Genomic DNA, 21,854 nt, shown 5'->3' with positions numbered 1-21,854 from the left:
TTTTTGGCATGCGGCGCGTCCATGCAGGGCATGGGCTTGGCCCGCTTTCCTATATTGTAGCACACAATTTATGCATGGAAATAAGCGCCATGGCGAATCCTAATCGCAATGCAGCACTCCCCACGCAGAAGGAGCGATGGCCATGAACAGCACGATGCAATTTCTGGCGCAACACTGGCGGTCCGTTATTCTCGTCGTCGGCGCGGTCGGCGCTATTTATATCGTTTATAAGAACCGGAAGAAGTACATTCCCGAGGAAGACCGGCAGCCTTGACCGCGAGCGGCAAAATGGCTCTCCGAGCGCGCACGGCGCCTATCGGAGAGCCATTTTTCCCGTTATTGCAAATCTTTGCTCAGCTTGACGACTTCTTCCCAGCCTTGCTGCGGCGTCATTTTGTCGAACATGATTTGCTGCGTAATGTTGTCGTACTCCTTGTTCGTCGCGAACTTCGCCCAGCCGCCCTTGATGCCCGGACCCGGGTCGAACGCTTTGCCGCCGCCTTGGGCGGTCTGATTGATCAGATCGATCCCGGCTTTGTCGATGGCGCTGAACTTCGGCTGCAAGTAGTCGACGATTTTCTTCGACACCGGAACGCCGCGCGACGTGCCGAGAATGTCGGCCGCTTCCTGGTCGTTGATGAACCAGTCGACGAATTTCATCGCTTCTTCTTTCGCTTTGCTGTCCGGATTGACGCTCCAGTACATCGACGCCTTCAGCCAGCCGCCCGCTTCGACGCCTCTCATCAGCGGCGCCAGCGCGAAGCTGCCGGGCTTGAGCGAGTCGAAGCCGGCGAATTCCGCGGCATGCGACGGCTTGATCATGACCTTCTCCTGGCCGAGCAAATCGAGCTTCGCATCGAACCCTTTGTCCGACATCGTCACGTCCGGCGGGGCCACGAAGCCGCCCTTGCGCAGCTCCTGCATTCTCGTCATGAACTCGATCCACGTATCTTTGTCGTAATTGAACTTGCCGTCCTGCGTGCGCGGGTACCCTTTGCCCTTGCTGAGCTGGTACGACGTATACATGCCGTAGTCCGGCGTCAAGTCCTTGATCAAATATTGATCTTTCGCCAGCTTCGGCTTGATGTCTTTCGCGAGCTGGAACAGTTCGTCCCACGTTTTCGGCGGCTGCACGCCGAGCTTGTCGAACACGACCTTGTTGTAGACGATGCCGAGCGCGTTGTTGCCGAGCGGCACCGCGTATATTTTGCCTTTGTAGGTGCCGGTATCGAGCAGCGCTTTATCGACATCCTTCGTATTCACGGAGGACAGGTCGGCCAGACGGTTCGAGCTGGCCCAGTCGTTGAACCAGGCCGCGTCCATCTGGAAAATGTCCGGCGTATTTTTGGCCGCGGCTTGTGTCGACAGCTTGTCGAGGTAGCCGTCGAAGCCTTGGAATTCCGGTTCGAACGTCACGTTCGGATGTTTTTTCGTATACAGGTCAAGCGCTTTGAGCGTGGCGTCGTGGCGGCTTTGCGGGCCCACCACAAGATGCGCAGCTTGACCGGCGTCTGGCCGCTCGCCGCCGCTGCCGGCGCATCTTTCCCGGCCGGCGCCGCCGGAGCGCTCTGCTCCTCTTTCTTGACGCCGCAAGCGGTCAGTGCCCCCGTCAGCATCATTCCCGCAAGCAGCATCGCGATAGGCTTCTTGTTCATGCTGTTCAAGTCCCCTTTCGTTTCCTGTCGTTTGGCATCTTCATCGTACCCGTTTCGGTTCGGAGCGCCTAGGAGACGGATGTACAAATTGTTTCAATTTTTTACGAATTCGGTCGGACTGCGGCCGGTATGCTTTTTGAACAGCGTCGTGAAGTACGGAACGTTTTTGTAGCCGACTTTTTCGGCGATTTCGTACACCATGAGCTTGCCTTCGGCAAGCATGCTTCTCGCTTTCTCCATGCGCACCTTCGTGACGTAGTCGTTGAACGTCTCGCCCGCCAAGTCGCGGAAAATGTTGCTCAAATAGCTGCGGGAAATGTACACTTGCTCCGCCAGATCGGCGAGTCGCAGGTCCTCGGCGTAATGCTCGTGAACGTAGCGCACCATGTAATCGACGGCCTGCCTGTGCCGCAGATTGTCGCCGCGGCTGAATTTGGCGCAGACGGCTTCGATTTTGGCCAGCGCCCACTCCCGGAACTGCGCGGGCAGCAGCAGCTCCGCCAGCTCCCGTTCGACGCTTTCGGCCGGGAACGCCTCCTCCAGCCCGCGGCCGGTTTCGTGCAGCGTATATTTGCATATCGTCCACACTTCCCGGGCAACCCGCTGCAGCTCGGCCGCGGTCAGCTCCGGCCAGTCGCGAAGCAGCGCCGCGAGCCGCTCTACGGCTTCGGCTGCCAAATGCTGCTGCAGGCCGGCGAGCGCCTGGGCAATTTCGTGATAATGGCGGATCGGGCGCAGCTCGGCGACCTTGTTCCCTGCCGCGTCCTGTTTCCGTTTGTAGATGAAGATCGGAAACGCCTCGTCCGGCACGCACAGCTTCGTATGCAAGGCCTGGAACGCCTCTTCCGTGGAATCGGCGATAACCTTCGTCTCCTCCTTCATGCCGCCGATGCCGACCTGAATCCGGATGTGCAAGTAGGCGTCGGCCGCCTGGATGAGCCTGCGCGCGAACTGCACCGCTTGCCGCCGGCTCTCGTCCACCGTCATGCCGGCGGGGAAGCGGAGCAGCATAACCGTCTGCCGGCCGTACAGCTCTACCGGCTGCACGTCAAGCCGCAGCTCCGCCGCCAGCTCGGCGGCGATGTTGGCGACGGCGAACCGGAACAAGTGCCAGTCCGCCGGCTTCATGCCGTCCAGCCGCCCGCTCTGCGAAATTTCCACCGCCGCAACGCGATATTGCCGCCCGGCACCGTCGCCCTCGCCGTCGTCGTAAGTCCAGCTCGCTCCGCCGAAGCCGGGCGCGCCGGTAACAAGCGCCTTTAGCCGCTCCTGCTTTGCGATCGGCTCGTATAGCGTCAGCTTGCGCTGCCGCTCGCCTTCCTGCAGCGCCTTCTTCCGCTCCTCTTCCAGTTTGCCGATCGCTTTGCCGAGCACGTCTTTCAGCGTCTGCACCGTCACAGGCTTGCTGAGATAGTCGTCGACGTTCAGCCGCATCGCCTGACGGGCGTATTCGAAGTCGGCGTAGCCGCTCAAAATGATGATTTTGCCGTCGTACTGTTCCCTGCGCAGCTCCTCGATCATGTCCAGGCCGTTCTTCACCGGCATGTAAATATCGGTGATCACAATATCGGGCTGCTGCTCAAGGATTAGCTTGAGCCCCTCTTCGCCGTCGGACGCTTCCCCCGCCGGCTTCGCGTTCAGCTCCCGCCACGGGATAATGCGGCGCATCCCTTGCAGCACTTGCCGTTCGTCATCGACGACCGCGATCGTCCACATCGGAATCGCTCCTTTCCTCTGCTCCATGTGCCGCTCCCGCATCGGGCATTTCGGCCAGCAGCGGGATGCGGATTTCCACCTCGGTGCCCGCCCCGTCCGGTAGCGTCCGCAATCTGACACCGTACGGCGCGCCGAAATACGCTTCAATTCGCTCCATGACGTTGCGGATGCCGTAGCCGCCCTTTTTGCGCCGCTTGTGGACGTTCCAGTCCGGGGCCAGCCCTTTGCCGTCGTCGGCGATCCGGATGCACAGCCCCTCTTCCGCCGCCTCCACCTTGATCGCAATGCGCCCCCCGCTGCGCCCGTGAAAGCCGTGCAGCACGGCGTTCTCGACGAACGGCTGAAGCGTCAGCTTCGGAATGTAGCAATCCGCGAACGGCGCGGCGCCCTCGATCGCATATTGCAGGCCGTGGCCCCATTTGAGCTGCTGGATGCGGAGGTAGCATTCGGTATGCAGCAGCTCGTCCTGCAGCGTAATGAAGCTGGCGCCGCCCGACAGGCCGATGCGGAACATGCGGCCCATCAGCTCCAGCACCTCGCTGATTCGCTCCTGCCCGGCTTCGATCGCCATCCAGTTGAGCTGGTCGAGCGTATTGTACAAAAAATGGGGGTTGATCATCGCCTGCAGCGCGCGGATTTCCGCTTCTCGCTGCGCCTTATACTGCCGTTCGAGCGAGACGTAAAGCTCCTCCACGCGTTCGATCAGCCGCCGGTAGCCGATGAACAGGCTGCCGAACTCGTTGCGGTAGCGCGACGGAAATTCGCGCATCGTGCGATTGAGCGAATAAGCGTTCATGAGCGCCAGCAGCTCCCGCACCGGCGCCGTGAAGAGGCGCGACAAGTAGAGCGTGACGAACGAGGCGACGACGAGCGCGGCTGCGCCGACGGCCGCCAGCGTACCGGCGAGCTTGACGCTGCTGCGCATAATGTCGCGGTACGGTGTCAGCTCGACGAGCAGCCAGCCTTCGCGAAAATCGCGCGTCCACACCATCAGCATGTCGCTGCCTCCGGGCGCATCTTCTTTGCCGAGCCGCACCCGGCGGTACCCGGAATCGGCATCGATTTGCTCCAGCAGCCCGCTGATCGCGGGCAGGCGCGGGGCGCTCGCGGTGCTGAACAGGAGGCGCCCGCCCGAATCGACCAGCAGCCGGCTGGCGCCTTGCTGGTCCTCGTTCAGCGTAGCCTGCAGCGCTTTCAGCTTCACGTTCAGCACGAGCATGCCGAGCTGCTGGGCGCCGCCCTGCGTCGTCAGCCGCCGCACGAAGCTGACGACCGGCACCGTGCCTTGGCCCGAGCCGACGCTATGCTCGCCGACCCAGAGCGCATCGCTCTTCTCGGCTGCAGCATACCAAGGCTCCTTGCTCAGCATGCTGCGCGGCAAAAACTGCACGTCCGCGTTGACGTCCGTCAGCGTCGGATCGTTCATGTACACTTGAATGGACTGCAGCAGCGTCGAGCTGTTCACGACCGGCGTCAAATAGTTTTGGTTCACTTCGATTCGCGTCCAGTTGCGCGTATAGTAGTCGCCGGTCAGCGCCAAATAATTGAGGAACGGCTGGTTCAAAGACAGCGCCAGCGACGCCTGCTCGACCGATCTCAGCTGGGCGTTCAGCTCTTTGCTGACCTTGTTCAGCATGCCTTGCTGGTAATGGAACGTGCTGCTTGTCTGCGACCCGGCGGACAGCGTGTAGCTGATAACCATGACGAGGGTAATCAGCACCGTGACGAAGCCGGCGAACACGAAGAAAAGCACGTAATCGATCCGAAACCGGTGAAACGGGTTGAACATTCGGTTCATCATTCGCTTCGCCTGCCATGTCTTAGATGTGCATAAAGGCCGAGCGACAGCCTCGGCCTTTTTCCTTTAGTTTAGCCCTTCAATCCCGTAGTCGCAATGCCTTCCACAAAATGCTTCTGGGCGAGGAAGAAAATCGCCACCGGCGGCAGCACCGACACGAGCGACATCGCCAGCAGCTGCCCCCACGCTACCGCCGACTGCGTATCAATGAACATGCGCAGCGCGAGCGGGACCGTATACTTGTCCACGGAATTGAGGTAGATGAGCGGCCCGAAGTAGTCGTCCCAGCCCCAGATGAACGAGAAAATCGTCACCGTAACAAGCGCCGGCCTCGTCAAGGGCAGCACGATGCGCCAGTAAATGCCCAGCCACGAGCAGCCGTCGATTTTGGCCGATTCGTCGAGCTCGCGCGGGATGCCGCGAATGAACTGGACGAGCAGGAAAATGAAGAACGCCCCGCCCATCGCCGCCGGCACGATGAACGGCAAGTACGTATTGATCCAGTTCAGCGAGTGAAACATGGCGTACTGCGGAATGAGCGTCACTTGCGACGGCAGCATGATCGTCAGCAGCAGCAGCGAGAACAGCGCATTCTTAAGCGGGAACGTCAGCCGGGCGAAGCCGAACGCCACGAGGCTGGCGGATAAGACGTGCAATACGGTCGTGGCGATGTTCAGCTTGAAGCTGTTCAGGTAAAAGAACGTGAACGTATATTTCGGCAGCGCGTTCCAGCCGTCGGGATAGTTGCGCCACAGCCACTCTTTCGGCCACAGCGTCGGCAGCGCCAGCTCGGGCGTCGATTTGAAGGAGGCGAAAATCCACCACAGCACCGGGTAAAACATGAGCAGGCTGAACGCGATGAGCACGGCGTGAGTCACGATCGGCGAGGCGCCGAAGCGGAGACGGCTTCTTTTCGTCATTTCGCGGCCCCTCCTTCCGATTCGTAGAACACCCAGTACTTGGAGACGATGAAATTGATCGACGTGGCGATCGCCACAATGACGAGCAAAATCCAAGCCAGCGCCGAGGCGTAGCCCATCTCGAACGTGCCGAACGCTTTTTTGTACAGGAACAGGGCGTATACTTCCGTCGAATTGACCGGTCCGCCGTTCGTGATGATGAACGCCGAGGTGAACGTCTGGAACGCGTTGATGACGCCCATAACGACGTTGAACAAAATAACCGGCGACAGCATCGGCAACGTGATCGTGACAAACTGCCGCAGCTTGGACGCCCCGTCAACCGAGGACGCCTCGTACAGCTCGGCCGGAATTTGCTTCAGCCCCGCCAGGAAAATGATCATCGCCGAGCCGAACTGCCACGCCGTCAAAATGACGAGCGTAGCGAGCGCCGTCGTCGGCGTGCCGATCCAGTTTTTGGGCGCGATGCCCAGCAGCGGCACGATTTTGTTGATGAACCCGTCCAGCCCGAAAATGTTGCGCCACAGCACGGCTACCGCGATGCTGCCCCCGATCAGCGACGGGAGATAAATGAGCGTGCGATATATGGAGATGCCGCGCACCGCCCGGTTCAGCAGCATCGCTACGAGCAGCGCCACGGCCAGCTTGAGCGGCACGGACGTGAGCACATAGGTGAACGTCACCTTGAGCGAGTTGAAGAACAGCCGGTCGTGGGCGATTTGGCGGAAGTTTTTCGTGCCGATCCAATGTGCCTGGTCGAGCAGGTTGTAATCGGTGAACGACAAGTAGAACGATTGGATAATGGGCCACAGCTGCAGCAGCAAGAACCCGATCAGCCACGGGGATATGAACAGGAAGCCGGCGAATGGCGCATTGTAGCGGGACAGCGCCCGACGAAAGGCCGTTTGCGGCTTCGGGCGGGGCCCCGGGCGGAGCTGCTGCCCGGCTGGCGCGCGGCCGGTCACCTCGGCAGCTTCGGACGGCGCGAGCGGGACGGCTTGTTGCTGTGAATGATTCGTCGTTGTCACAAGAACACCTCGCGTTCGGAAATACGGTATACCGTTAAGTATAAAAGTCCGAACGGGGCGCTTGTAGCAGAGAGATTTCCGATTTCTTTCACTATTTTACGAAAGGTGGCGGGACGGGGCGCGAAGGCGCCCGGCAGGAGAGGGGAATGCGGCAAGGCGGCTACCGCAGGCGAGGGTGACGATGGGCAGTCGGTCGACTGCCCGATCGCCTGCATTTACCGGGCTATCGTGCGAATTTGGTCCTTCACATTTCCAGTGGATAATCCACCGTGGTAACAAATGACGGATTCGATGTCGAGAGCCGTATACTTGTGCAAAGAACGTCTCGCTTCCTCCATATCCGGTGTCGTCGGTTCGTGAATGCCTCCGAGTCTCCCGTTTACGCTGTACATCGAATCGCCGGCAACGAGAGTTTTGCTTCGTTTCACATACAGGCTAATATGGCCGGGAGTGTGCCCGGGAGTATGGATGACGCGAATTCCGTCGCAATACGGCAGCTCCTGGCCGTCTGCCAACGTAACGTCCACTCTGCCTTTGGGCGGATTCTCGATGTGACTGTCTTTCAATAGCGGCAGTTCTCCTTGGATATATGGCCTATCCAGCTCGTGCGCGTATACTTGAATGTTAGCCCCGCACTCCCGCAAAATTTCGGGCAAATTGCCGATATGATCCAGATCCTGGTGCGTCAAAATGACTGCTTTCAGTTTGCCGAACGGCACACCGGCCCTTTGCATAGCTGCACGCAAGTCGTCCATTTGCCCCGGAAACCCGGTGTCGATCAGCACTGCCGCTTCCTGATCCCATATAAGGGTAGGGTGAACGATATTCCCGTAAAAATCCAGCTCAAGCATATGAACTCCATTCCATATCTCCATGCGAACGGGCTCCTTTGCAATAGTAATGTTAATCGTCTCGGTAATGACTTCATGATATTTATTTTATACGTAAAAATATATTATTATGTTGATGTTGTGTTGTCAACTTTGCGGGAGTTATTTATACAAAGCTCTAAACCGGGCCGGCGAAACGTCGTTCCATGACCGGAACATTTTACTGAAATGAAATTCATCGGCAAAGCCGCAGGCGGCCGCGATCGCTTTCATCGGCTCTTCCGTCAGCAGCAGCAATGATTTGGCCTTCTCGCTCGCGAATCCGGTTGGTCCTTGTTTTGTTTGGGTTTGGGAGTTTCGTCCGAACGTCGAATTGCTCGAATCGGTGTGTAAGGCATCCGTTGCGGGGTACTTTTTAAGAGGAATTATTAGATATATATCTAATTTAATGATTATAAAATTTATTTTTGCTAAGGAGCGCTAATCATGACGACTTTTTATTTGGTCAGGCACGGTGTGAAAGAAAAAGTGGCCGGAGACGCGCCGCTTTCCCCCGCAGGCGTGCTGCAGGCGCAAGCAACGGCATCGTATTTCCGGAGGATGCCGATTCGGGCGATCTATACGAGCCCGCTTCGGAGAGCCCGGGAGACCGCAGAGCGGATCGCGCTGGAATGCGGTCTGACCCTTGCTGTAGAGCGGCGCTTGCGGGAACGCGCCAATTGGGGCGACTTGCCCGGACAAAGCTTCGACGAATTCGTGGCGATGTGGGACCGGTGTACGCGCGAGCGGGATTATGTGCCGCCGGTCGGCGATTCGGCAAGGCAAGCCGGCAAGCGGCTCTGTTCGCTCATGAAACAACTATCGGCGGCACACCCGGGCAGCGAAGCCGTACTCGTGACGCATGGCGGGCTCATTACCGACTTTTTGCTGAATGAAATCCCGGAGGAGCGGCTGGAGGCGTGGCATCCGCATTTTGCCGCCGCACAGAGCGAGCTCGTGCCCGAATGCTCGATCACCAAGCTGCTCTATGTTGGGGAGCAATTTCAATTGGACCGGTTTGCTTCGACATGCCACTTAACTCATGAATCGCCATAACTTCGGCGTAATAGGCAGGGGCGGCCCCTCCGTGCCGGACTAAGACCGTGCCCTTCTACTTCCGGCATGACGAAGCGGTTTGGCGGCATTCAGCGCAGCTTTCGTGTTCCGCTTCCGCGCTGCGGCCGGTGCCGGCGGAGTCGCGCCTCCATAAGCGACGTTGAAGCCGTCTCCCCGGCTATTCGGCGCGGACGGGGTCGATTTCCGCACGCTGCCCCGGTTCATGACGCCTCCGTTTGACCGCTGCAAGTCCGGGCTTTTGCCGTTCACTCTGCACTGGCGAAAGGCGATTCGCCCGTAATTCGCCAGTACCGCGGTGCGCCCGTTAATGCTGGGAGCCTCGACGATCCATTCGGCCGACGTCCGCGGACCGGCATACGATCGAATCGTCCGGAACGTCCATTTGCGCGTTTCGTTCGTCAAACGGATCGACCATTTGCCGCTCCCCAGACTGCGGATCGCGGCGCTCATCCGATCGCCGGGCGATACCGGCAGACGAATGCGCGTTTCCGCCGCCGGAAGTATTTCCCACCATGCATAGTAACGGGCGGTGCCGTTAACGAAATCATGCTCGGTGCCGGTTTGAACGAGCGAATGGTTGGTAAAGCCGTCGATCCCGATCCATGCCGAGGAATAGCTCGTTCTCCCCGCCGCCCCGACTCGCGGCACGATCCAACGCCCGGCGACGCTGCTGATGGCCCCTTTCCTTTTCGTTATCGCATATCCCGACCAGTTGCTCGAGGACCAGCCGAAACCGGCGCTGTGCGCTTTTTTCAAATTGAACTTATCCGCAATGCGAGGAGCTCTTCGGATTCGTCCGGCGCTCTGCGATCGTGCTTGAGCCATATGTTTTCCCCCTCAGGAGATTTTTGTTCTATATACAATGACGTGATGCGATGAAAGGCCATACCGTTAGCGAAAATGGGCCGTTCCGCCGGCACAGTCCGGGCACGGCCCCATTTTGTTGCAGGAAACGGCGATCCGGCTGTCGAAGTACATGGAGTCTTCAGACCAACTTATATAACGGAGTGACATATGGAACCGAGAGAAGCGAACGAAATCCCGCAATGCCCGATATGCGGCTTCCGCATGAAATGGTGGTTCGCCAAATGGAAATGCTTTAACTGCGGGCAGTGGAACGGCTGCTGCGGGGACAGCACCAGCGATCCCGGAGGACTATGGTGCGAACCGCGGGATACGGAGAAATGAACACGTTTTAGATCAAAAACGCCATGTGCAAAGCTCAATCGGTCTGCTCCGGTTGAGCTTTTTTGCTACGCTACGCGCATTGACAAACGGAACCATAGTTCCGTATAATATTAAACGGAACCATTGTTCCGATTATCGGAGGTTACCATCCATTGCGAGGAGAGATCCGATCCATGTCAGAACAGACAGCCCCCCAAATGTTAAATCCGCGTCAGGTCGTCGAACGATTTTTGAGCATGTCGGTAAACAGCCCGCTGGTAGAGCTCGCCGATCTTTACGCGCCGGATGCCGTCATCGAGATGCCTTTTGCACCGCCCGGCGTGCCGCGCCGATTCGCGGGAAGGGACAATCACCGGCCGGTCGAAGCTTGCCGGGGAATTGATACAGCTGTACAAAACGGATTCGGTCGCGATTCACGAGACAGCAGATCCGGAGGTGATCATTGTCGAATACGAGCTGCACGGAAAAGTGCTTGCGACGGAGCGCCATTTCACGCACTCGTATATTATGGTGATGAGGATCACAGACGGGCTTATCGCATTGTCCCGCGATTACAGCAATCCGCTCGCCGTTGCCGAGTCTTTAGGCAACGCGCCGGAGCTTCTTGAACGGATCCGTGCCGACTAATTTTCCGTAAGCGGCAGCTCCGCTTGTCAATGCGCAGCCTTTTCCCGTACAATCATGGGAAAAGGGGCGTGTTGCATCATGACCAAGCTGCGGGCGGATGCCCGGCGGAACAGGGAACGGCTGCTCGAAGTCGCGCAAGCGGCGTTCGCGAGCGAAGGGCTTTCGGTTCAGATCGACGAGATCGCCAGCCGTGCCGGGGTCGGTGTCGGTACGGTATATCGCCATTTTCCGACGAAAGAAGCGCTGTTTGAGGCTGTCGTCTCCAGCCACAAGCAGCGCCTTATCGAGAAATCCGCTTCGCTGCTGGATCATGAGAACCCGGGCGAAGCGTTATTCGGCTTCATTCATCATATGGTCGAGGCCTCCGTCATGAACAAGGCGCTGGCGGACGATTTGGCAAGCAGCGGCGTCAAGTTCGATTGCACCGACCCGGATGCCAAGCAGGAGCTTTACGATGCGATTAACAAGCTTCTTTCCCGCGCCCAGCAAGCCGGTGCGGTGCGCAGCGACATCGGCGTCGCCGAGCTTCTGGCGCTTTTGTCCGGCATCCTGCTGGCGAAAACTCAGTATGCCGGGGAAAGCGGCGTGTTGCGCCGAATGACGGAGATCGTCTGCGACGGCTTGCGCGGCGGCGGTTCGCGAAAGTAAGATAAGCTTTTATGCAGAGCTTCATTCCTCACCATCCGAAACTCGGAGCTAGCCGGGATCGGCGCGCTTGCAGCATTTGCGGCAGCGATTCGACGGCCGGCTCTTTATCGTGCGGTTCGTCGTCGTTTTGAATCCGGCTATTGCATGCGCATTGTGCGTTTACGCGAAAGGCTGGCAATTCCACCGGCATGCCGTCAACGGAATTCACTTGAAAATCATAGGTCGGCATCGATTCGCCCCTCCTTCGATCCTCACACAGTTCCACCTCCTCAAAAGCAAGACGAACATATGAATTTATTGCTATCAGCTATTTTTTACCGAATCGGTTAAATAGCCCTGGATTATAATGCAATTATCGAGCCGTTTGGCAGTTTTGGCCGCCAAGGTGCTCAACTTCTAAATGTCGAAGGAGAGATGGCGTGTATTTTTCCAAGAAGGATGTGTTGCTCGATCAGCTTGCCGCTTGCCACAACGATCCGAGCTGGTTTCCCCCGTTTGCCGAAGCGGTCCAGGGGTTGACGGCGGAGCAGGCGGCCTGGCGCAAAGACGATTCCAGCCATTCGATCTGGCAGCTAGTCGTTCATTTGACTTACTGGAACAAAAAATGGCTGAATTACTTTGTCGGCAAAGAAACGTTCGTAACCGTCGGCGATAATAACGACAGCACGTTCCAATTTGAAGCAGCTGTCAATAAAGAGAACTGGATATCGACCGTGCATGCTCTCGATGCCGCGTACCTGGCTTGCCGCGAAGTAATCGCCGGCTACCCGGAGTCAAAGCTCGATGAAATGGTGCAGGGCTATCCGGGCGAGTGCCCATGGTGGGGCGCGGTCTCGAATCTTTGTACTCATAACGCGTATCATATCGGCCAAATCGTATATATACGCAAACAGCAAGGCTGGGTCTAAGCCGGCAGACAGAGATTTTCCGCGGCTGCGGCGTATTTCCGCTAACAGGTGGCGGATGTGTCGGGCGGTTCGATGGAATGCCGGAACAACGAATTCCGACGAATCCCGTCCCCGGCCCCTGATCTCAAACAGCTAGCTCTGACAGGTGAAATAAAGCCCATGTTCGCTGAATAGCGACTTCGCGGACGCTGATCTTGCGCCAAAATGGAGAAATCGTCCTGTAACGCCTCGCGGGTCGCTCCGTCGGAATTTTCGTCGCTAAATAAGGAACAATCGGTCCTTGCACCTTCATTCCGTCAAATCGGCGCTTAACAGCGTCCCGAAAGACGCTGCATAGCGAATCGGTTCGTTAATCAAATGTTTCCCTGCCCGAACGATGCCGGCCTGTCTCCTCCAGCTCCAGACATGCAACCGCTGCAGCTCTGCCACGACAAAAAAAGTCCAACCGGCCTATGCGCCGGTTGGACTTTTTTCGCAACACTTTACGCGGGCTGCTGCTCCGCCGCTCTTTTTTGCGATGGCAAGAGCGTCAAAATGATCAGGTTGAGCACCGCGATGCCGAACACGACGAGGAAAACGAGATGGATGCCGTGCGCCAGCATGTTCGGCGACTTGTCGGTCACCGCGCTGTTGAACAGCGTGCCGAACACGGCGACGCCGACCGTCTGGCCGAACGCGTTCATGAACGAACCGGCCGCCGTTGCAACGCCGCGCTGCTCCCAGCCGACGGACGTCTGAATGAGCACCATCGTCGCGTCGTCATGCAGCCCATGCCGAAGCCGATGATGATCAGGATGAACACAAAGTACCAATACGGCGAGCCGAGCTGCATCGCAGCCAGCCACACGGTTCCCAACGTGACGATGACGGCGCCGGTGAGAATGAATGCTTTCGCTCCCAGGCGGAACATGAACCGACCCGCCAAGTTGGCGGCGACCGGCCAGGCGATCGACATCGGCATCAAGGTCAGCCCCGACCCTGTAGCGCTATGGCCGAGCAGCGTTTGAATCCACATCGGGCTGTAGATGGACACCCCTGCCGTTACGCAAAAGCCAAGGAAGCTCATCGCATAGAGCAAGGCCATCGTCCGGTTGCGGAACAGCGACAGCGGCAGCATCGGCTCCTTCACCCGGCTCTCCACCCACAGGAACACGCCGAGGAAAACGATCGCGACCGCAAACAAAAGGACGATAATCCCCGAGCTCCAAGCGAACGTTACCCCGCCGTTAAGCAGCGCATAGAGCAGCGACGAGACTGCGATCGTGAACGAGAGCGCGCCGAAATAATCGATGCTTTTCGCCTTTTTCTCGAACGTTTCATGCAGGAAGCCGAACACGAGCGCGAAAGCGATAATGCCGACCGGCACGTTCATGTAGAAAATGCCCCGCCACGACAGCGCATCGACGAAATAGCCGCCGACGAGCGGGCCGAGGAGGCCGGCCACCGACCAGACGGAGGCGAAAATCCCTTGCACCTTGGCCCGCTGCTCGCCAGGGTACAGATCGCCGATGATGGTGAACGTCACCGGAGTGAGCGCCCCCGCCCCGATGCCTTGCAAAGCTCTGAACCAGATGAGCTGCGGCATCGTGGCCGCCGCCCCGCAGCATATCGAACCGAGCACAAACAAGGTAAGGCCCGTAACGAAAATCGTCCTTCTGCCGAACAAGTCGGCCAGCTTGCCGAAAATCGGTGTCGTTACGCAAGTCGTAAGCGTGTAAATCGAAAAAATCCAGCTGATCAGCTTCAGCCCGTTCAAATCCGTAATGATGCGCGGCATCGCCGTGCTAACGACCGTGGCGTCCAGCGCCCCGACGAAAAGGGCTGCGAGCAGCCCGATGGTGACTACTTTTCGGTTGGTTTTCTTTGTCATATTCCAGCTCCTCCCTCCATGGTATTATCCTTTGAATTACCGGGATAGTCAATTCGCGCCGATGCGGTTTTGCGGTACGCCGCCATACAGACGGCGCTGACCGCGAACGCTGCGGCGATAAGCAGGAACGGGATGCGCGGGTCGAGCTGGTACGCCCAGCCCCCGATGACGCCGCTCGGCGAAATGAACGCCAGAATGAGGACGGAGAGGATGGCGAACATTTTGGCCCGATGCTCGTCATCGATGATGTTCGCTACGGCCGTTTCCAGAATCGGCATAATGACCACCGTGCCTGCAGCCGAAAGGACGGTGCTGACGGCGAGTCCGGCCACTTGCCCGGGCGGCACGAAAATCAGCAGCACGTTAGCCGCGGCCGAGACGACGAGCCCGCCTATCAGCGCTGCGGTCGTTTGGCGCTCCCGGATGCGCGGCAGCACGAACCACATGAACAGCAGCATAACGACTGCCGACACAGCCAGGAAGACGGAGACGATCCAGTCGCCGATCTGCAAATAATTGACCATGTAGAGCGACAAATAGGTCGTTTTCAACGTCATTTGGAAATTGTACAAAATGTATACGCCGAACATGAGCAGCAGCGCCGGATTGCGCACGATGGCCTGCGCGACGGCTTTGTACTCGCGCGCGCTCTCGGCGAGGCCGATGCGCTTCGCTTCCTGGCGCTTGCGCAGCCCGATTTCCGTCTCCCGCGTGGCGTAATTGCGGCCGATAAACTGCGTCGTCATGCAGACAAAAGCGATGATATACATGATCCGGACCGCCGGAATAAGCGTAAAATGGCTGACGAGCAGTCCGCCGAGCGGAGCGAACATGCCGCCGATTACGCCGATGAATTGCAGCGCCGTAAACACGTACGTCCGCTGCTGCGGCGTCGAATCTTCCACCAGCAAGCAGTACCACGCCGTATTCGGGATTTTCTGAAACCCGTTGACGATAGCGGCGATGACGAAAAACCAGACGTTCTGGGCGGCGGCCCACAGCAGCGTCGCTGCGGTCCAGCTGACCAGGTCGAACGTGAGCAGCGCTGCCTTACGGCCCATCCGGTCGGTGAGATAGCCGCTCAGCAGCGAAGAGAAAAACTGCATGACGAGGCCGAGCGAAGCGATCCAGCCGATAGCCGTGGCGCCGACGCCAAGCTCGTACATATACACCGTTGCGTAAGTGCCGTACATGCTGTACGGAATGAGAAACAGCGGCTCAAATACGAGACATCCTTTGCTGTTGCCGCGGATATGCTGCACAAACGAGCCGAACACAAGAACGCCTCCCCTATCCGAAAGATCGCTTTCCCCATTGTACCTCCCTCCGTCCGTTCTGTGAACTACCCTATTTATCAGCTCTAGCAAGAAGCCCCCTGCCTCTCAAGGCAGGAGATGAATCGCTTGTTTTGTGGATGCAGCAGAACATACGTGCTATAATTGGGTATAGTTTCCTTTGGATAACGTTCAATTCCGGCAATATTGGAGATACTGTTAATAGAAACTAGCAAAAGGACTATTTTCCTGCAGATGGGAGGCTGTCCCGCGAATGTCTCTATCCTTCATTCCTATCAAAGACTGCTTTGCTAATGAAGAAGAGGGAAGGCGCGTCGTTCCCGCGTTTCATTTTCTCGATATCGAAAGCGACTCTTTCATTCGCCTTATGCGCCTGCAGTGCAAAGAGGCGCTCGTGGCGAGCCCGGAAACCGCGTCCGGCACACCTCCCCGTCTCATCTCGATAAATGCCGGGAAGCGCTGCGTCTGGCGCGGGCCGAAAGAGCCCACCTGCTCGTCACGCCGGAATATTCGATTCCGCTCGCTCTTATCGGCGAAATGCTGGACCGGCCGGAGCTGCAGCCGCGCCCGCACACGCTATGGTGCCTCGGCTGCGAGGGCGTGTCATGGGACGATTTCCAGAACCATATAATGCAATGGGGAGACAAGGCAATCGTCGGCAAAAAAACGCTCGAAGGCGTTATCGAAAACCGCTTCGCCGGCTTTTTGCTGTACGTGTTCGTCTCCGCCCCAGGAGACAAGCTGTGCCTCGTTCCGCAGCTGAAGCTGCAGCGCATGCGAGAGCCTGTCCTCGTTTGCGAGAGCAGCGGCCTCAGTCTCGGCAAAGCCGTCGTCCGCTTCGGCGAGGGCGGCGGTAACGAGCTGCTCGCGATTTTGTGCGCCGACGCCTTCCACCCGGACATTCGCAGCGGCAGTCTGCTGTTCCCGGACCGGGAGCAAAAACATTACATCGTCCTGCACCCGCAGCTGAACCCTGCCCCCCGCTCTGACGATATCGCCGCTTTGCGCCAGGCGATTTTCAGCGGCAAGCCCGGCGTCAGCACCGTCTACGTTACGGCCAACTGGGCCGCCGGCACGACCGTGCGCCTGGAACACGACCCGGCCCCGGCCCTTTCAATCCGCAGCCCGTGGTCGTGCATATACCGCCGATTTACGAGTCTGGACGGGGCGCAGCCATGGTTCGAACGCCTGCGTGAAGTGCGCAGCCGCAACTTGAGGCACGGTCTTGGGCTCGCCTTCCACCCTGAGAAAAAATATAAAGTGTGGTTCGCCGACAAGTCCGAGCACATCCAGCAAATCCAGCTTGCCAAGCCGTACGACGGCGGCCCCGAAATCGCCCGGCCGGTCGGCACGGTGCAGGCGGAACGGGCGTATCGGCCAAGCGAAACTGGTGGCGGCTGGCAAGCGGCGGAGCTGGCGTTCGCGGCCGATTTGCCGCAGCCGCTAGCCGCTGAAGCCGCCGGCGATTACGCGTACCCGCTCACGGCCGGAATCGGCGACCGGGACAAGTTTTTCGGCTATTGTCTCGGCCACTTGGAGGAAGGCGAGCTGCACGTGTCCGACAAGGAGCGGAACGCCAGAATCAGCGTTCATATCGACGATCAATGCGAGCCCGAGCGGGTGCGCAGCGCCGAAATGGTCGTCCGGCTCATCCGCTGCCTGAAACGGGACGGGCCGGTTCCGTCGCAACTCAGAAGGCTGCACGGGGGTTACCGGTTTCAGCTAGCCGCCGAAGCCCCCTTAAACTTGCTGCCCCGCTCCGGCAGCGAAGACAGCGGCGCGCTCGTCGCCTACGTAGAGCGGGCAAGCGCCATGAAGGGGACGGTGGACGCCATCTATAACAGAATGCCGCACGCCAAATGGGCGCTGAAAGAGCGCATTTGCGTGTTTTCCCATAACGCTGCAGGCGAAGTTGTCTACTATCCTCAGCTGCAGGAGCATTTTACCGCTGCCGAGCGGTCCGCCCATTCTACCGACTTTACCGACGGAGGTGCTACTATCGATGCCGAACTGGATTGAAGCGATTCGCCGCTGCGGGCTCACTTATATCCGCACGCATCTGTTCGATGACCGGCTGGAAATTTACGAATCGCTGCATAAGCGAGGCGATATGACGCTCGGCAAATATTTGGTCGTTCCGATCGGGCTTGACCTGTTCATGGACATTTCGGCCAGCGGCGACAGCTTTCGCCGGTTTGAAGACGAGGTTGTGGCCCCGTTTTATTTCAAGCTCAAAGGCGACTGGGGCTGGAACTTGTACGTCGCCTTTGTTCTGGAGGCGCCCGACTATGCGCGCATCCCGGGCGAACGGTTGTCCCGCGTGGAACGGGGCAAACGGTACGGCAAAAAAACGGTCATCTGCGCGGACGAGCTGCCGGAAAAGCTTCCTCTTGCCAAAATTCCCGGCCGCCTCGGCGGCTCCGCAGCGGCCGACCCGCTGCACGACTGGCGGCAAACGCTGGCGCCGGAAGGGCTTTTGTTCTGCTTGAACAATTTCAGCAAGCAGCCGCTTCAGTCCTTTGTGGAAAACGGTGCCGCTCCGGAACCGGAGCTCCCCGCACCGGCAGCGGGAACGGGGGAGCGTCTTCCCGCCCGGCCGATCGGGCCGATCGCCGCTCTCCATTTCGGCGACCGGTTTCGCCGCCATTTTTTGGCGGGCGCCCCCGCTTTGGAGTTTGCCCAAGTCAATTTGCTCGCGGGACCGAACGGCATGGGGAAGACGTCGGTGCTGGAATGCATCGAGCTGGCGTTTACCGGGGCGATCCAGCGCAACTTGCTCGTCGACCGGACGTTGTCCGAGGAATGGAACGGACGCATCGTATTTGCAGGAGACGGGGAAAGTTTCGACGGCATTCCGGAGGAGCCCGAGAAAAAGCAGCGGGAGACCGTTTACTACAAGCATAAAGTCGCGCCAAGAGGGCAAAGCCAATTAAACCGCGCCTTCCACCAATACAACTATTTTTCTTCCGAAGCCGTATACCAATTTTGTTTTGGCGGCGGGGACGAAATCGATTACCGCGCCGCCTTCGCCCGCGTCATTTACGGCGAGCAGCTGGAGCGTTTCGAGCAGTGCTGGACGCAGCATTTGGAGGAGTTTTCCAAATGGCGCAAACGCCTCTCCGACGAGCGGGACGAATGCTTGGAAGCTTTGTATGAAGCGGAACGGGAAGGCTCGCAGCAGACCGGGCTCATGCTCGACAGAGCGAGGGCGGATTTGCGCCAAATCGCCAGATGGATGAGCCGGTGCCGCATCGCCTATCCGACTCCGGACGAATCCGACGGACTGGAACAAATCGAACAGTGGCTGCATCAAGTCAAGCCCCTGCTCCACGAGTGGGATGTCATAAGCAAGCCGTTCGCCCTGCTCCAGCCGCAGGACCCGCAAAACGGGGCGCAGCTGAAAGAGCAAGAAGCGGCCAACCGGAACGCCATAACCGAGATGCGGAAGCAGATTGGGCAGCTGCAGGAGCGGCTGGAGGCTCTCCCCCCTGCGTCCGGGTTGGAAGAGGCGTTGAGCCAAGACCAAGCCGAATTTGACAGGCGCAGGAGCGAACTGGACCGCCTCGAGCGCATCGTCAAGCAGCTGGACAACGCTGGAGCTCTATTCGACCAGCGGGATTCCCGGCAGCGGCGAACGCAGGTTGCCCGCCAGCTCGTTCAGGCAGAGGCGGCAATCCGCTCGCTGACCGACATTGTCAACTTGTACGGCCATTTGGCGGACGCCCCGTTACCGGATATCGGTACGTCGGAGCTGCAAGAGCGCATCCAGGCTCTTGCAGCGCAGCGGCTCGAAGCCGGGCGTTTGTCCGAGCAGACGGCGCAACGAATAGGCGAGCAGCGGGAACGGGCGGGCAAGCTGCAGCGCATCGTGGCGGAGCTAAAATCTTACGGCCGCCGGTACACTCACCTCCATCCTCACGATTCCCGCTGCCCGCTCTGCGGACACGATCATGAGACGGCGCAATATTTGGCCAAAGCCATCGACTCCAGCCTGGAAGCGGACGAAAACGCGCTGGGCGAGTTAATGGCGGAAGCCGACAGTCTGGGCACAGAGCTGCAGTCGCTGGACGGCGAGTTAGCGCAGCTTCGCGAGCAGCTGCGAACGGCGGAAGGGCTGGCGGAAGCGCGGACGTATTTGCGGGGCCGCGAAGATGTCGCGGAAGCGAGCTCGCTTGGCGATAACTCCGGTCCGGATGCCGTCCAGGCCGTGTTAGCGGAAGTGCGGCGGCAGCTGGATAGCCTGAAGCTTCAGCTGCACGAGCTGCAGCAGGAAGCCGCAGCCTGGGATCGGCGAGGGTTTACGCCGGAAGCGATGCGGCAGCTCGATTCGCTGCTGCGGGAGCCGGTCGTCGCCGCCTGCATGGAGCGGCCAGGGACGGCGATTTCGCACGCCAATCTGATGGAACGGTTGAGAGAACGCTTGGCCGGGTTAAGCGATACGGTAGAGACGGCACGGTTCCGCCTCGCTGTCTCGCAGGAAAAGCTCAGCCAAGCGAATCAGGCTCGTTCGGATATCGTACAGCAGATTGCCGGGCTTACCGCCAAAGAGCAGCAGCTGGTCCTTCAGGCTGGCCGATTACACGAGCTTCGCCAAGCTTGGCAGCGGCTGTCGGAGCATAACGTCAGGCTGCAGGAGCAGCAAGCCTGGAGCGAGTGGCGGCAGTATTTACAGAAGCTGATGCTCGCTGCCGAGCAGCTAGGCGAGGCGCTAAAGCCGCGGCTGCTTACGGAGCAGCAAGCAAGGGAAGCGGAAAGGCTCGCGGCCAGACTGGATCAGCTGGCCGGCATGCTCGCCCGCTGCAGCCGCGCTGTCGACGTCTTGTCCGGGCTCCGAAGCTTGGCCGAATACGGCGACGACTTCGTCCGCAGCAATTTTGCCGCGATCAGCAGCCTGTTCGCTCAGCTGCATGCGCCGAACGAATTCGAGCGCCTGGAATGGTCGGCAGAGGGCAAAATCGTCGCCGTCCGCAAAGCCGGCCGCGAGCCGTGCGCCATTCACCGGATGAGCACGGGACAGCGGACGTCGGTGATTTTGGCGATATTTTTCATCATGCACCTGGTTATGGAGTCGGCGCCGCAACTTTTGCTGCTTGATGAGCCTGTGGCCAATATGGATGAGCTGAACGTGCTCGGCTTGCTCGACTTCTTGCGGCAGCTGACGGTCACGCGGGGCACGCAGCTGTTTTTCACGACGGCCAACCCGCAAATTGCGACGCTGTTCCGGCGCAAATTCAGCTTTCTGGGGCAAAGCTTCCGCGCGTTCAACTTGCGGCGCGACGCGGACGGGCCGATTCGCGTCTCCGTGCAGCAATTTGCGCCGCATCAGGAAAAACCGGTTCCGCTGTCCACAGCGTGACCAAGGAGGGAGAGCCGACGTGAACGAGCGAATGAAAGCTTTTTTCGCCGCCCATTCGTGGCGCTATTCTTGCACGGTGCGGCGCTTTTTGCGATACTGGCTGACGGCCTTTTCCATACTGTGGACGTTTACGGGGTTCGCCGGCTACTTTTTCACGAGAAACAACCAGCCCTTCAAGCCGAACGTATGGCTCGTGCTGGCGATAGGCGTCCTTGCCGCCGTGTGGATGGCTCGCCCCCGTTTGACGCGAAGCGTCCGTATCGGTGACAAAGATATCGTGCTGCGAATCGACGTGAACGATATGTTCGATGCCAAAGACAGCTCGTTCATCGTTCCGGCGAACTGCTGTTTCGCTCACGAGCATATCGACGGGGATTCGGTTATCGTCCAGCTTCGCAACCGCTTTTTCCCGGGCCCCGGCCGCTTTGACCGTGCGCTCGCCGATGCGCTGCGGGATGAACCTTACGAGGAAACAACCGTCGGCGGAAAGCCTGCAAAAAAATACGCGATCGGCACGGTGGCCCAGCTCCCGCTGCCGGGCGAAAGCGCACGGATGGCGTATATAGTGGCGACTACGGAGTTGAACGAGCACGGCCGAGGAACGCCGGACTTCGTCCATTTGCAGACCGCGCTGGAGAAGCTGTGGGCGCAGATCGCCCAGAAAGGCAACACGAAGCCGCTGGTCATCCCTGTTATGGGCAGCGGCCGGCAGCGCTTGGCGCAAAACCGCTTCGAGCTGATCGGCCATATCGCCAAGACGTTCATCGCGAGCATCCGGCACCGCAAATTTACGGAGCGGCTCACGATCGTCATCCACCCCAGATCGTACCGGGCACACCGTTACAATTTGGACGATATCGAGACGTATGTCGCCTGTGCGGGCAAGTATGGGCTGTAAG

Annotated in this window: 22 protein-coding genes; 9 read left to right on the top strand and 13 right to left on the bottom strand. The window is 59.0% G+C overall.

The window, feature by feature from the left end:
• Positions 1 to 142: 142 nt before the first annotated feature.
• Positions 143 to 274 (top strand): hypothetical protein, encoded by a 132-nt coding sequence (locus SD70_RS39075; protein ID WP_269432395.1) that lies wholly within the window; start codon positions 143 to 145, stop codon positions 272 to 274.
• A gap of 62 nt (positions 275 to 336) precedes the next feature.
• On the opposite strand, the gene SD70_RS02040 is transcribed toward SD70_RS39075, so the two are convergent.
• The 8 genes from SD70_RS02040 to SD70_RS34435 all read right to left on the bottom strand — a co-directional run bounded on the left by SD70_RS02040 (position 337) and on the right by SD70_RS34435 (position 8,373).
• Positions 337 to 1,488, bottom strand: coding sequence for an ABC transporter substrate-binding protein (locus SD70_RS02040; protein WP_231570987.1), 1,152 nt, complete (start codon positions 1,486 to 1,488; stop codon positions 337 to 339).
• On the bottom strand, positions 1,413 to 1,655 hold the full coding sequence (locus tag SD70_RS37435; protein WP_231570986.1) for a hypothetical protein: 243 nt from the start codon (positions 1,653 to 1,655) through the stop codon (positions 1,413 to 1,415). The genes SD70_RS02040 and SD70_RS37435 overlap by 76 nt, the downstream gene beginning before the upstream one ends.
• 93 nt (positions 1,656 to 1,748) lie before the next feature.
• Positions 1,749 to 3,398 (bottom strand): response regulator transcription factor, encoded by a 1,650-nt coding sequence (locus tag SD70_RS02035; RefSeq protein ID WP_197080907.1) that lies wholly within the window; start codon positions 3,396 to 3,398, stop codon positions 1,749 to 1,751.
• Entirely contained in the window at positions 3,346 to 5,172 is a 1,827-nt protein-coding gene (locus SD70_RS02030; protein WP_156157842.1) for a cache domain-containing sensor histidine kinase, read from the bottom strand. Before SD70_RS02030 ends, SD70_RS02035 begins: the two co-directional genes overlap by 53 nt.
• Before the next feature lie 68 nt (positions 5,173 to 5,240).
• Positions 5,241 to 6,089, bottom strand: coding sequence for a carbohydrate ABC transporter permease (locus SD70_RS02025; RefSeq protein WP_052486960.1), 849 nt, complete (start codon positions 6,087 to 6,089; stop codon positions 5,241 to 5,243).
• The gene (locus tag SD70_RS02020) at positions 6,086 to 6,976 is read right to left on the bottom strand and encodes a carbohydrate ABC transporter permease (protein ID WP_041045243.1); all 891 of its coding nucleotides are present in this window, start codon (positions 6,974 to 6,976) and stop codon (positions 6,086 to 6,088) included. The genes SD70_RS02025 and SD70_RS02020 overlap by 4 nt, the downstream gene beginning before the upstream one ends.
• A 356-nt stretch (positions 6,977 to 7,332) precedes the next feature.
• Entirely contained in the window at positions 7,333 to 7,992 is a 660-nt protein-coding gene (locus SD70_RS02015; RefSeq protein WP_041045104.1) for an MBL fold metallo-hydrolase, read from the bottom strand.
• Between the two features lie 117 nt (positions 7,993 to 8,109).
• Positions 8,110 to 8,373 (bottom strand): helix-turn-helix domain-containing protein, encoded by a 264-nt coding sequence (locus SD70_RS34435; RefSeq protein ID WP_231570995.1) that lies wholly within the window; start codon positions 8,371 to 8,373, stop codon positions 8,110 to 8,112.
• A gap of 60 nt (positions 8,374 to 8,433) precedes the next feature.
• Between SD70_RS34435 and SD70_RS02010 the strand changes: the two genes are divergently transcribed.
• Complete coding sequence (locus SD70_RS02010; RefSeq protein ID WP_041045102.1) at positions 8,434 to 9,042, top strand: histidine phosphatase family protein; 609 nt, start codon at positions 8,434 to 8,436, stop codon at positions 9,040 to 9,042.
• 39 nt (positions 9,043 to 9,081) lie between these two features.
• Here the strand turns inward: SD70_RS02010 and SD70_RS02005 are convergent, their stop codons facing one another.
• On the bottom strand, positions 9,082 to 9,888 hold the full coding sequence (locus tag SD70_RS02005) for a G1 family glutamic endopeptidase (protein ID WP_082053054.1): 807 nt from the start codon (positions 9,886 to 9,888) through the stop codon (positions 9,082 to 9,084).
• Between the two features lie 189 nt (positions 9,889 to 10,077).
• On the opposite strand from SD70_RS02005, the gene SD70_RS35670 reads away from it, so the two are divergent.
• The 3 genes from SD70_RS35670 (at position 10,078) to SD70_RS01995 (ending at position 11,526) form a co-directional block, all read left to right on the top strand.
• Positions 10,078 to 10,251, top strand: a complete 174-nt coding sequence (locus tag SD70_RS35670; RefSeq protein ID WP_156157841.1) for a hypothetical protein — start codon at positions 10,078 to 10,080, stop codon at positions 10,249 to 10,251.
• Between the two features lie 306 nt (positions 10,252 to 10,557).
• On the top strand, positions 10,558 to 10,878 hold the full coding sequence (locus tag SD70_RS02000; RefSeq protein ID WP_052486959.1) for a nuclear transport factor 2 family protein: 321 nt from the start codon (positions 10,558 to 10,560) through the stop codon (positions 10,876 to 10,878).
• Positions 10,879 to 10,956: 78 nt separating this feature from the next.
• Positions 10,957 to 11,526 carry a TetR/AcrR family transcriptional regulator gene (locus SD70_RS01995; protein ID WP_041045101.1) on the top strand — a complete coding sequence of 190 codons (570 nt, stop codon included), beginning with the start codon at positions 10,957 to 10,959 and terminating at the stop codon, positions 11,524 to 11,526.
• A gap of 28 nt (positions 11,527 to 11,554) precedes the next feature.
• Here SD70_RS01995 and SD70_RS01990 read toward each other — a convergent pair whose 3' ends face one another.
• Positions 11,555 to 11,755 carry a hypothetical protein gene (locus SD70_RS01990; protein ID WP_041045099.1) on the bottom strand — a complete coding sequence of 67 codons (201 nt, stop codon included), beginning with the start codon at positions 11,753 to 11,755 and terminating at the stop codon, positions 11,555 to 11,557.
• A 190-nt stretch (positions 11,756 to 11,945) separates the two neighbouring features.
• Between SD70_RS01990 and SD70_RS01985 the strand changes: the two genes are divergently transcribed.
• A complete protein-coding gene (locus SD70_RS01985; RefSeq protein ID WP_041045097.1) occupies positions 11,946 to 12,434 on the top strand; it encodes a DinB family protein in 489 nt (162 codons plus the stop codon).
• A 482-nt stretch (positions 12,435 to 12,916) separates the two neighbouring features.
• Here the strand turns inward: SD70_RS01985 and SD70_RS37430 are convergent, their stop codons facing one another.
• The 3 genes from SD70_RS37430 to SD70_RS01975 are packed head-to-tail and all read right to left on the bottom strand — an operon-like array spanning position 12,917 to position 15,581.
• Positions 12,917 to 13,183: a hypothetical protein gene (locus SD70_RS37430; protein WP_231570985.1), complete on the bottom strand. Its 267-nt coding sequence runs from the start codon at positions 13,181 to 13,183 to the stop codon at positions 12,917 to 12,919.
• Positions 13,114 to 14,304 (bottom strand): DHA2 family efflux MFS transporter permease subunit, encoded by a 1,191-nt coding sequence (locus tag SD70_RS01980; protein ID WP_231570984.1) that lies wholly within the window; start codon positions 14,302 to 14,304, stop codon positions 13,114 to 13,116. Before SD70_RS01980 ends, SD70_RS37430 begins: the two co-directional genes overlap by 70 nt.
• The gene (locus SD70_RS01975) at positions 14,301 to 15,581 is read right to left on the bottom strand and encodes an MFS transporter (protein ID WP_231570983.1); all 1,281 of its coding nucleotides are present in this window, start codon (positions 15,579 to 15,581) and stop codon (positions 14,301 to 14,303) included. Before SD70_RS01975 ends, SD70_RS01980 begins: the two co-directional genes overlap by 4 nt.
• Before the next feature lie 396 nt (positions 15,582 to 15,977).
• On the opposite strand from SD70_RS01975, the gene SD70_RS01970 reads away from it, so the two are divergent.
• The 3 genes from SD70_RS01970 to SD70_RS01960 are packed head-to-tail and all read left to right on the top strand — an operon-like array spanning position 15,978 to position 21,853.
• Positions 15,978 to 17,618, top strand: a complete 1,641-nt coding sequence (locus SD70_RS01970) for a hypothetical protein (protein WP_041045096.1) — start codon at positions 15,978 to 15,980, stop codon at positions 17,616 to 17,618.
• Positions 17,602 to 20,955, top strand: a complete 3,354-nt coding sequence (locus SD70_RS01965; protein WP_041045094.1) for an AAA family ATPase — start codon at positions 17,602 to 17,604, stop codon at positions 20,953 to 20,955. The genes SD70_RS01970 and SD70_RS01965 overlap by 17 nt, the downstream gene beginning before the upstream one ends.
• 19 nt (positions 20,956 to 20,974) lie before the next feature.
• Positions 20,975 to 21,853, top strand: coding sequence for a macro domain-containing protein (locus SD70_RS01960; RefSeq protein WP_041045092.1), 879 nt, complete (start codon positions 20,975 to 20,977; stop codon positions 21,851 to 21,853).
• Position 21,854 lies beyond the last annotated feature (1 nt).

The sequence above is a fragment of the Gordoniibacillus kamchatkensis genome (assembly GCF_000829455.1).
Classification (GTDB): Bacteria; Bacillota; Bacilli; order Paenibacillales; family NBRC-103111; genus Gordoniibacillus; species Gordoniibacillus kamchatkensis.
The sequence above is the reverse complement of the archived record's forward strand: the minus strand, read 5'-3'. Positions and strand labels throughout refer to the sequence as shown.